The sequence below is a fragment of the Cobetia sp. MC34 genome (genome assembly GCF_018340035.1).
GTDB lineage: Bacteria > Pseudomonadota > Gammaproteobacteria > Pseudomonadales > Halomonadaceae > Cobetia > Cobetia amphilecti.
In genome coordinates, this window is record NZ_JADPPY010000057.1 from 1 (window position 1) to 8,063 (window position 8,063).

The following is an 8,063-nucleotide window of genomic DNA, read 5'->3' on the forward strand; positions in this document are numbered from 1 at the left end:
TACGAGTGCGTTTACCTGAAGGCTTTCGAGAGTGGCGCCCACTTGCGAAGGGATCTGAAGTGTTACTTCGCTTGGTACAACACGGAGCGGCCCCACCAAGGGCTGGACGATGCCACACCTGATGAAGTGTACTTCTCTCAACCACTGACCCAGGCGGCCTGACGCCGATGATGACCTGATCCGAGCTTAGACGACCCGTCAGGTGGTCCAAAGGATGGGGTCCACTTCAGCCCTGTTCCTGGGCAAGATTTCCCGTGGCTATACCGTGCGACAGTTCATGCTGATCAACCTGGTCGCGCCGGCACTGTTCTCGATTACCTACGTGAGCGTCTTCGCAAGCTCCACTATCCAGTTCGACATGCAAAGTGGTGGTGCGCTTTACCAACTGCTGAATGAGTCTGGTGCAGGCTCCGTCATCTATGCCCTGTTTGACGAACTGCCGATGAGCACCCTGGTCAGCGCCGTCTTCCTGATCATCGCCTTCCTGTCCTTCGTGACGGCGGCCGACTCCAACACCGAAGCGATCAGCCAGCTGTGCAGCACCGACAGCCAGGCCGCCATGGCCGGTGACAGTGATGAAAACACCCATGATCGCCTGCTCATGAAGATCATCTGGGGCTGCACCATCGGCGCCGTCGCCTGGATCATGACGGCCTTCGTGGGCATTGATGGCATCAAGATGCTCTCCAACCTCGGCGGTGTGCCGGCGCTGTTCATCGTGATTGCCGCCACGGCGTCCCTGCTGCGTCTGGTGTCGATCGGTACCGCCAAGATCGGTCTCGAGCACACGCCGTCACGTAGCTATTCTCCCGAAGCGCACCTGCGCTGGGAAAGCACTCGCAAGACGGCAGAAAGCTCTCGGTAAGCCAAACCCTGCGCTGAGCATGCCCACTACGCCCTGTCTTCGGACAGGGCGTTTTACTGTGGGTAGGCCGCTTTGAAGACTCGCTCTCCCATGCGTCAACGTCCCCTTCCACGCCGAGTCAGTCGTTGCCTGAGCCATTGAGGGAGTCTTTTCCTCAAGCATTGGACAAGTAATACGCATGACGTAATGACAACGATTTATTCCACTTTCTGGCTCCATTCAGAAAGCTCAGCAAATACAGACGAGTCATGCCAAGTAATATTATTTATATAATACGTCATGTCTTCCATCCTGCTCTGGCACGTGTCACGCAACTGAACATCGTCGCACCCGCTCGTTCAACCATCGTTGACGCAAACGAGAGACAAGCTTTGCCCGCCAGGGTGTGGACATTGACATGCGCATAATTTATCGTTGCCAACTAATTTGATAACGATAGAAAATAAAAACACCGTTTTGCCAAGCTTGGGGCTGACCAACAACTCGCATCAGCGCCCTTGCAAGGCTTGACCGATAACAAGGACGCGTATGCGATATCATTATTCCGATGAAGGCAGATGCATGCCACGCCGCCCTCCCCCAAGTTCCCGCCTGACCGGGAAGTGCCACCAACTCCGTCTTCATTGACCGAGATTGCCGATTATTGATGACGCGGCCCACGTGCTGCGCTGGATGCCATTTGCTTGAGCAAATGACGCAGAACTACGTCCACGGCTAAGAACCTTCCCCTCCTTACTCGTCGCTATCGACAACCGTTTGCCCTCGGGCAACTGCGTTGCGTAGCGCCCTGTTTCCCTACCGAGGGCCAGTTCTTGAACAACGAATCGCTATATCAATTCTCTACCCTGACTGTCGTACTGCTGCTGCTTGCCTTCTATGGCGGCACCTACCTGATGACGCTGGGGATCCGCAAGAAAAATGAAGATGCCGATGCCTTCATGGTCTCCAACCATCGCGTTGGCTTCGGCATGGGCGCGGCAAGCATGACGGCTACCTGGATCTGGGCGGCCTCCTTCTATGCCGCCGCCACCTCCGGCTATACCTATGGTGTCTCAGGGCCGATCCACTATGGCCTGTGGGGTGCACTGATGATTCTGTTCATCTACCCCTTCGGTCGCCGCTTCCGCAAGCTGGCGCCCAATGCGCATACACTGGGCGAGCTGATCCATGCGCGCCACGGCTCCTCCAGTCAGCTGATTCTGGCGCTCTCCAACCTGCTGGGTAGCGTGATCAGCCTGATGGTCAACTTCACCGCCGCCGGGGCGCTCGTCTCCGTGCTCTCACCGCTGTCCTTCCAGGCAGGCGTGATCATGGCGGGTGTGGGGGTGCTGTTCTACACCCTGTGGTCCGGCTTCCGCGCCTCGGTACTGACCGACTTCGCGCAACTGGTTGCCCTGATGGCGATCGCCATCGTGATCATTCCAGCGGTGTTCTTCGCCATGGGCGGCCCGACGGAGCTGGTCGCTGGCCTAGATAATCTGACGCCTGAGCAGGCCAACTTCTTCTCGACGGATGCCATCCTGAACCAGGGGGCGCCCTTCTTCGTCGCTGTACTGGCCTATGCGATCGGTAACCAGACCATTTCCCAGCGCCTGTTCGCCGTCAACGAAGACCACATCAAGCCGACCTTCCTCACCGCGACGCTGGGCTATGGCGCCATCGTTATCGGCCTGGGCATGATTGGCCTGATGGCACTGACACTCGGGGTGGAGCCGCTCAACGGCGACATGAACAACCTCATCCCGCAGATGGTGTCCGAGTATCTGCCGCCGTTCTTCATCGCGCTGTTCTTCATTCTGGTGATCGGCTCGCTGTCCTCCACCGCGGATTCCGACCTTTCCGCGCTGTCCGCCATCATCATGGCCGATGTGTATGGCAAGAATATCGCCCGCGGCAAGCCAGACCCGAAGCGCATGCTCTTCATCGGCCGCTTGACCATGATCATCGCCACGGTACTGGGCATCGTCTTCGCCAGCTTCTCACTGGATATCCTGGTAATGCTGGTCTTCGTCGGGGCTCTATGGGGCGCGATCGTCTTCCCGGTCATCGCCAGCTGCTTCTGGAATCGGGTGACCAACACCGCCTTCACCACGTCGGTCATCGTCGCGATGGTGATGTTCTGCCTGGCACGCTTTGAACTGGTGCCGCTGACGGGCATGAGCGGTCTGTTCTTCGAGCTGCTCGCCAGCATCGGCGGCGGCGTGATCATCGGCCTGATGGTATTCGGCTTCCTGGGGCGCATTCTTGGGATCCTTGCGGGAATCGCGGCCATGATCGCCATGCTGATCTTCGCGACTGACTTCCTGCGCGACTACACCGTCCTGCTGGCATCGCTGACCGCTTACGGCACCAGCACTCTGGTGTGTGTGGTCATGAGCCTCGCCAGCCGACAGGAACGCTTCGACTTCGACACCATCACCGCACGTGTCGGCAACTATGACGAAGCACTCGACTCAGGTGGTCGTGATACGACAACACCGATCCAGACGCAGCCTGCTGCCTCCACCGGCGCATGATTCTGGATAACGTCCGAGACAGAACAGGGAGACAACACACATGACATTGCTATTTGCCACCTACGTACTGGTATGGCCAGTGCTCACCCTGGCGGTATTGATCGTCATCTGCCGCGCGGTCGCACGTGATCGCCGCATCGCACGGAAAGAAAAGCGCGAGCTGGTATAAAGCCCTCTGGCGTGATGTGACGCCATGAACGCAAAAGCCCGCCTCTGGAATGTCCAGAGGCGGGCTTTTGCATGCTGTGGGTACGGCCTCACCTGATCGGTCATCAAGGTGCCAAAAGCTCACCGAATCTCGCTGAGCAGCACGCGGCGTCCCTCGCGCCAGGAAATGAGCGCGGCTTCCGCCAGCTCAAGTGCCGCCAGGCCGTCCTGAGCCCCGGCCAGAGGTGCTCGCTTGTCTTGGCAGGCCGAGACGAAATCGGCGACCTCACGCCCGAATGCCTGAGCATAGCGCTCGAGGAAGAACCATTTGGGTCGTTCATCCATCACTCCCTGCTCGCCCGTGAAGCGCAGTCGCGTATCCGTCTCGTTGCGGGCTTCCAGCATGCCCTTGCTGCCGAAGGCCTCGATGCGCTGATCATAGCCGTAACAGGCACGGCGCGAGTTGCTGATGCTCGCAAGCTTGCCCGAGACACTCTTGAGGCTGATCAGAACACTGTCCAGATCTCCCGCTTCCCCGATAGCCGGATCAATCAGGCAGCTCCCCGTGAAAGATACCTCGCTGATCGGCTCTCCCAGCAGCCAGGTCGCCATGTCGAGATCATGAAGGCTCATGTCGCGGAAGATCCCCCCAAGAAGCTGCGATATATTCTGCGGGCAGTGGCTCAGGGTCACGACTAGGCGTTCAGTCCTAGGTTTTGTACGAAAAGTCATTTGTAACTATTCAGGTCACGCTGCCTGATCCAGGTCGTCCCGACGCATGAATTCGGGCACTTCACCGCCAAACAACTGCTCCAGTGCGGTGTGCTGTGTGCGCTGCCAGGCCCTGCTTGACCGCCGTCGAGAGGAAGCTGCGCATCCGGCAGAAGATCTCGGCACCTTCCCAGGAGCGGAAACAGCCTGAAATCTTCTGCTGGACCTTGGTCATCCGTAGGTCACGCTCCCCCTGGTTATTGGTGAAGGGCGCGGCGGGTCGTCGAGGAAACGCAGCACGTCCTCCTCGTACGCCTGGAGACGTTCGAGCAGGTTACGTGCCTTGGTTCGTTTGGCACGACCGCGCTTTCCCGGTGGTGGTGGGATCGGTAGCGGACACTCGGTCTCACCCTCTGTCAGGCACTGCCGATAGCGGACTCGCCAGCGTTGCGCCTCTTCGAGCGTCAGCGGACCACCGGCGGCGTCAACGGCCTGATGCATCTCCAGCAGCAGATCGTGGAGCGCCTTAGCCCAGGCCTGCTGGTCGTTTTCCCAGACACCGGTCAGTTCGCGAAGGTGGTGGGCATGACACAGGGCGTGATGGCAATCTGGGTAGCGGTAGCAGGGCTTCCAGTGATCATGTACCAGCACGCCCTGGACATAGGGCAGGATACCGATGGCATCCATGGCCTCCTGACCTCGCTTGGCGTGAGGCGCCAAGTAGGTCAGGGCGTCATTCGAGGCGCTGTGCAGCCAGTAGCGCTTGCCGCCGACCTGCATCTCGGTCTCGTCGGCATGCACGGTCGCGGCTTGCCTCAGCGCCGGGATCGCCCACTCGGCAAACGCCTCGGCGCGCAGATAGGCCTCTTGATTTAAGGCGAACAGCGTGCCGGTGCTCAGCGATAGATCGCACTGTGAGGCCAGCAGCGCCTGGATGCGGGCATAGGGCAGCAACTGGTACTGCGAGAGATAGACAACATGCGCCTTGAGGCGTGGACCGTACTGGATAGGGCGCGTCACTCCCTCCGGAAACGGCGCGACATGGCGTTGGCCTCGGACATCTTCCAGCACCTCGGCCTGGCACTCGATCACCACCGACTGGATCACGATGTCTTGGACTTGACGCCTCTCAACGCCAACTGAGTAATACGTCCGCCCTTTGGGCAAGGTGCGGCGATCGACGCGCAACGACACGATCTCATCAGGATCGGTGACCGGTGCCAGCGTCTTGCCTTCGTGACCCGGTTGCCCGCCGGGGCGACGCTCGCCCTTGGCCCGGGAACGGCGTTGGCGGTTGGGGTCTTGTGACGGCGGCTTGCTGCTGTTGCGGCTGCTGGTGGCCAGTCGGTCGGCCATCAGCTTGACCAGCAGCTTCCGCACGTCGATGGCAGCACGCAAGGAAGGCGAGACCGTGTGGTCTTCCTTGAGCTGCTGCCGGACCCGTTCCAGGGCCTCGTCGACGTTGATATCGCTGATGGTCATGTCACCGCATAGACGTGCCGAAGAATCAGGCACAATATGCCAAAAAATCAGGTGGTTGGCGACATGCCATCCGCAGCCACCTGAATAGTTACAGTCATTTTTGCTAATGTGGCCCATGCACATCTAGCATAGGTGCGATATGACAGGACGCTACGAAATCTCGGATGGCCAATGGCAGTTGATCGAAGATCATTGTCTCACCGGCTCAATCGATGGGCAGGCCCAGGAAAGACGACAGACAGATGCTGAACGGCATCTTTTGGGCCCTCTGCTCTGGCGCCAAGTGGTGTGACCTCCCCGAACGTTATGGCCCTTGGAGCACTGTCTACGCCAGGTTCCGACAATGGCGTGATGACGGTACCTTTGAGGCGGTCTTGTCGCGGCTTCAACTTCGGCTTCGTGAAGATGGCCTGATGGATCTCGAGACCTGGATGATCGGCTCAACCGCCGTTCGTGCAACACGCGCCTCCGCAGGTGGAGGCAAAAAGGGAGATCAGAAGAACCCTTAGACCATGCGTTGGACCGGAGTCGTGGCGGCATCACGACCAAAATCCATTTGATCTGTAATCGCTTTGGTCGGCCCATCGACTTGACGTTGTCGGCGGGGCAAGAATCGGATAAGCGGTACTTCATGCCCACTCTGGAAAAGGTTCATCTACCGGGGAGTCGTGGCCGGCCACGAAAGCGTTGCCGCTACATCGTGGCAGACAAGGGCTATGACAGTGATGAGTTGCGCCGTTACTGCGACCGCGCTCGAATCAAGCCGATCATCGCACAACGAAAGATGAAGCGGAAACCCCGGCCAGGTTTCCTACGGGGTTTCGATAAACCCATGTACCGTCAGCGAAATATCGTGGAGCGCTCTTTCTGTTGGCTGAAAGAGTTCCGTCGTATTGCGACGCGATATGAGAAGTTGGCCCGTAGCTTTTATGCGATGGTATGCGTAGCTTGCATACGGCGCTGTCTACGAGCCGAGTTTTCCTACAGAACCTAGATAATCAGATCAACTATGGAAGTTATCCTCTGCTAGCAGCCAGACAGCTTCTTCAGCAATTCATCCGAGAGCAGGGTTATAGACATCAAGCTTCATAAACAAGCGACGACGTCACCGAAGATCCGTATCGATATACAAGCAGCGCCCTCCAGCATCACGGATAGCGAGCTCGCCCGGCAGTATGGCGTTGCCATCGCGACTATCCGGCGGTGGCAGCACCGTGACGATACCTAGGTTCTGTACGAAAAGTCGGCTCGTAGACAGCGGCGTATGCAAGCTACGCATACCATCGCATAAAAGCTACGGGCCAACTTCTCATATCGCGTCGCAATACGACGGAACTCTTTCAGCCAACTGAAAGAGCGCTCCACGATATTTCGCTGACGGTACATGGGTTTATCGAAACCCCGTAGGAGACCTGGCCGGGGTTTCCGTTTCATCTTTCGTTGAGCGATGATCGGCTTGATTCGAACGCGGTCGCAGTAACGGCGCAACTCATCACTGTCATAGCCCTTGTCTGCCACGATGTAGCGGCAACGCTTTCGTGGCCGGCCACGACCCCCCGGTAGATGAACCTTTTCCAGAGTGGGCATGAAGTACCGCGTATCCGATTCTTGCCCCGCCGACAGCGTGAAGTCGATGTGTAGTGGCACAGTGAATCTGGCCACCTGACTTTGAGTGTATGATGGCTCACAGAGACAATCAGGTGCAGATGATGACGAAGAAGAGAACGTTTAGCCCGGAATTTCGCTTGGAAACGGCCCAGCTCGTGGTCGACCAGGGCTACACGCTGAAGGCGGCGTGTGAGGCCATGGGGGTTGGCAAATCCACCATGGAGTATTGGGTTCGCAGGCTTCGCGCTGAGCGGGCAGGCAAGGCGCCGCTGAAAGGTGAGGCTCTGACGCCGGAACAGCGTGAGATCCAGGAACTGAAGCGCAAGCTGCGGCGAGTGGAAGAAGAGAAGGCAATATTAAAAAAGGCTACCGCTCTCTTGATGTCGGACTCCCTGAGCAATTCTCGATAATCGAGCGACTTGAAGAGAGCTACGCGGTGCAGCACTTGTGTCAGGTGTTTGGGGTGCATCGCAGTAGCTACCGGGCTTGGCGTAGTCGGGATAGAAGACCTTGTGAGACTGAGCAGAAGCTGCTGGATCAGGTTGTCGAGGCGCATACCGTCAGTAACGGCTCTGCCGGCGCTCGCAGCATTGCAAAAATGGTCACGCAGGCAGGAATACAGTTGAGTCGTTATCGGGCCAGCAGGCGGATGAAGCAGCTGGGGCTGATGAGTTCGCAGCCGCCGAGGCACGCCTACAAGAAGGCTGATCAGCCACACCTGGATATACCGAATG

General features: G+C 58.3%; 7 protein-coding genes and 4 pseudogenes. 8 read left to right on the forward strand and 3 right to left on the reverse strand.

Annotation, left to right across the window (positions count from 1 at the left end):
• The 4 genes from IZU87_RS18195 to IZU87_RS16675 all read left to right on the forward strand — a co-directional run.
• Positions 1–162 (forward strand): integrase core domain-containing protein (locus IZU87_RS18195; protein WP_213115284.1); only part of this gene is annotated, 162 nt, incomplete at its 5' end.
• Between the two features lie 52 nt (positions 163–214).
• Entirely contained in the window at positions 215–865 is a 651-nt protein-coding gene (locus tag IZU87_RS16665; RefSeq protein WP_213115277.1) for a BCCT family transporter, read from the forward strand.
• An 812-nt stretch (positions 866–1,677) separates the two neighbouring features.
• Positions 1,678–3,381, forward strand: a complete 1,704-nt coding sequence (locus IZU87_RS16670) for a sodium:solute symporter family protein (protein WP_213115278.1) — start codon at positions 1,678–1,680, stop codon at positions 3,379–3,381.
• 40 nt (positions 3,382–3,421) lie between these two features.
• Positions 3,422–3,550, forward strand: coding sequence for a putative transporter small subunit (locus IZU87_RS16675; RefSeq protein WP_213115279.1), 129 nt, complete (start codon positions 3,422–3,424; stop codon positions 3,548–3,550).
• Positions 3,551–3,669: 119 nt separating this feature from the next.
• Here the strand turns inward: IZU87_RS16675 and IZU87_RS16680 are convergent, their stop codons facing one another.
• Both IZU87_RS16680 and tnpC read right to left on the reverse strand, forming a co-directional pair.
• Positions 3,670–4,161: a Gfo/Idh/MocA family oxidoreductase gene (locus IZU87_RS16680; protein ID WP_213115280.1), complete on the reverse strand. Its 492-nt coding sequence runs from the start codon at positions 4,159–4,161 to the stop codon at positions 3,670–3,672.
• A 114-nt stretch (positions 4,162–4,275) separates the two neighbouring features.
• Positions 4,276–5,721: pseudogene (gene tnpC / locus IZU87_RS16685) on the reverse strand (IS66 family transposase).
• A gap of 139 nt (positions 5,722–5,860) precedes the next feature.
• On the opposite strand from tnpC, the pseudogene IZU87_RS16690 reads away from it, so the two are divergent.
• Positions 5,861–6,715, forward strand: a pseudogene (locus IZU87_RS16690) (IS5 family transposase).
• A gap of 78 nt (positions 6,716–6,793) precedes the next feature.
• Positions 6,794–6,943, forward strand: a pseudogene (locus tag IZU87_RS17820) (IS481 family transposase); the annotation flags it as partial.
• Positions 6,944–6,945: 2 nt separating this feature from the next.
• Here IZU87_RS17820 and IZU87_RS16695 read toward each other — a convergent pair.
• Positions 6,946–7,368: pseudogene (locus IZU87_RS16695) on the reverse strand (IS5 family transposase); the annotation flags it as partial.
• 62 nt (positions 7,369–7,430) lie between these two features.
• Here IZU87_RS16695 and IZU87_RS16700 point away from each other — a divergent pair.
• Complete coding sequence (locus tag IZU87_RS16700) at positions 7,431–7,739, forward strand: transposase (RefSeq protein ID WP_213115282.1); 309 nt, start codon at positions 7,431–7,433, stop codon at positions 7,737–7,739.
• A gap of 53 nt (positions 7,740–7,792) precedes the next feature.
• A partial coding sequence (locus tag IZU87_RS16705; RefSeq protein ID WP_213115283.1) for an IS3 family transposase occupies positions 7,793–8,063 on the forward strand: 271 nt, incomplete at its 3' end.